Genomic DNA, 3090 nt, shown 5'->3' on the forward strand with positions numbered 1-3090 from the left:
CTACTTGGTTAAGTCCTCGACCGATTAGTACTAGTCCGCTCCATGTATCACTACACTTCCACTTCTAGCCTATCTACCTGATCATCTTTCAGGGGTCTTACTTGCCCGAAGGCAATGGGAAATCTAATCTTGAGGTGAGTTTCACACTTAGATGCTTTCAGCGTTTATCTCATCCACACATAGCTACCCAGCGATGCTCCTGGCGGAACAACTGGTACACCAGCGGTGTGTCCATCCCGGTCCTCTCGTACTAAGGACAGCGCCTCTCAAATTTCCTACGCCCGCGACGGATAGGGACCGAACTGTCTCACGACGTTCTGAACCCAGCTCGCGTACCGCTTTAATGGGCGAACAGCCCAACCCTTGGGACCGACTACAGCCCCAGGATGCGATGAGCCGACATCGAGGTGCCAAACCTCCCCGTCGATGTGAACTCTTGGGGGAGATAAGCCTGTTATCCCCAGGGTAGCTTTTATCCGTTGAGCGATGGCCCTTCCATACGGTACCACCGGATCACTAAGCCCGACTTTCGTCCCTGCTCGACCTGTCTGTCTCGCAGTCAAGCTCCCTTCTGCCTTTACACTCTACGAATGATTTCCAACCATTCTGAGGGAACCTTTGGGCGCCTCCGTTACTCTTTAGGAGGCGACCGCCCCAGTCAAACTGCCCACCAGACACTGTCTCCCGCCACGCTTAGTGGCGCGGGTTAGAGGGTTCATACAACGAGGGTAGTATCCCACCATTGCCTCCTCCGAAACTAGCGTTCCGGATTCTACGGCTCCTACCTATCCTGTACAAGCTGTACAAACACTCAATATCAAGTTACAGTAAAGCTCCATGGGGTCTTTCCGTCCTGTCGCGGGTAACCCGCATCTTCACGGGTATTATAATTTCACCGAGTCTCTCGTTGAGACAGTGCCCAGATCGTTACGCCTTTCGTGCGGGTCGGAACTTACCCGACAAGGAATTTCGCTACCTTAGGACCGTTATAGTTACGGCCGCCGTTTACTGGGGCTTCAGTTCAGAGCTTCGCTTACGCTAACTCATTCCCTTAACCTTCCAGCACCGGGCAGGCGTCAGCCCCTATACGTCATCTTACGATTTTGCAGAAACCTGTGTTTTTGATAAACAGTCGCCTGGGCCTTTTCACTGCGGCTGATCTTGCGATCAGCACCCCTTCTCCCGAAGTTACGGGGTCATTTTGCCGAGTTCCTTAACGAGAGTTCTCTCGCTCACCTTAGGATACTCTCCTCGACTACCTGTGTCGGTTTGCGGTACGGGTAGCTAAACTCTAACTAGAAGCTTTTCTCGGCAGTGTGACGTCAGGAACTTCGTTACTTAAATTTCACTCCCCATCACAGCTTGTCCTTAAGAAGAAAAGCATTTGACTCTTCTTCAGACTTACTGCTTGGACACCCGTTTCCAGCTGGGTGCTTTCCTTAGCCTACTGCGTCCCTCCATTGTTCAAACAAGTTTAACTAGTACAGGAATATCAACCTGTTATCCATCGCCTACGCCTCTCGGCCTCGGCTTAGGTCCCGACTAACCCTGGGAGGACGAGCCTTCCCCAGGAAACCTTAGTCATACGGTGGATAGGATTCTCACCTATCTTTCGCTACTCATACCGGCATTCTCACTTCTAAGCGCTCCAACAGTCCTCACGGTCTGCCTTCATCGCCCTTAGAACGCTCTCCTATCACGCCACCTAATGGTGGCATCCACAGTCTCGGTAATATGTTTAAGCCCCGGTACATTTTCGGCGCAGGATCACTCGACTAGTGAGCTATTACGCACTCTTTAAATGGTGGCTGCTTCTGAGCCAACATCCTAGTTGTCTATGCAACTCCACATCCTTTTCCACTTAACATATATTTAGGGACCTTAACTGGTGGTCTGGGCTGTTCCCCTTTCGACGATGGATCTTATCACTCACCGTCTGACTCCCGGACATAAATCGATGGCATTCGGAGTTTATCTGAATTCGGTAACCCATGACGGGCCCCTAGTCCAAACAGTGGCTCTACCTCCACGATCCTAATTCCGAGGCTAGCCCTAAAGCTATTTCGGAGAGAACCAGCTATCTCCAAGTTCGTTTGGAATTTCACCGCTACCCACACCTCATCTCAGCACTTTTCAACGTACACGAGTTCGGTCCTCCAGTGCGTTTTACCGCACCTTCAACCTGGACATGGGTAGGTCACTTGGTTTCGGGTCTACATCCGCATACTTAAGTCGCCCTCTTCAGACTCGCTTTCGCTTCGGCTCCGTCTCTTCAACTTAACCTGGCATACGAACGTAACTCGCCGGTTCATTCTACAAAAGGCACGCCATCACCCATTAACGGGCTCTGACTTTTTGTAGGCACATGGTTTCAAGAACTGTTTCACTCCCCTTCCGGGGTGCTTTTCACCTTTCCCTCACGGTACTGGTTCACTATCGGTCACTAGGTAGTATTTAGCCTTGGGAGATGGTCCTCCCGGATTCCGACGGAATTTCACGTGCTCCGCCGTACTCAGGATCCTGAACTGAGGGAGTTTGATTTAACTTACGGGGCTATCACCCACTCTGGCTGACCTTCCCAGGTCATTCAGCTATCAAACTCTTTGGTAACTCAAATGTTCAGTCCTACAACCCCAAGAAGCAAGCTTCTTGGTTTGGGCTGTTCCCGTTTCGCTCGCCGCTACTCAGGGAATCGAATTTTCTTTCTGTTCCTATGGGTACTGAGATGTTTCAGTTCCCCACGTTTACCTTCACATAGCCTATGAATTCAGCTACGGATAATAGTCGATTAAAACTATTGGGTTGCCCCATTCGGAAATCCCCGGATCAAAGCTTACTTACAGCTCCCCGAGGCATATCGGTGTTAGTCCCGTCCTTCATCGGCTCCTAGTACCAAGGCATTCACCATGCGCCCTTCCTAACTTAACCTATCTTTACCTACGGTAAAGTGATTAATTGAGTTTAGCGATTAATATTAGAACTAATCTTGTTTTATAACTCTTTAAATTACGCGGTTTTCTCTCGGTTTAATTATGATTAACAATTAAAATTAGAAAATTATAGATATTATTCAGTTTTCAAAGAACAAAA

Annotated in this window: 1 rRNA gene; it reads right to left on the reverse strand. The window is 49.4% G+C overall.

Annotated features, from left to right (window positions below):
- Nucleotides 1-4: 4 nt before the first annotated feature.
- Nucleotides 5-2928, reverse strand: a 23S ribosomal RNA gene (locus IV81_RS09115).
- Nucleotides 2929-3090: the final 162 nt, after the last annotated feature.

Origin of the sequence: Pediococcus stilesii (assembly GCF_001437075.1) — a bacterium.
In the GTDB taxonomy this organism is placed as follows: domain Bacteria; phylum Bacillota; class Bacilli; order Lactobacillales; family Lactobacillaceae; genus Pediococcus; species Pediococcus stilesii.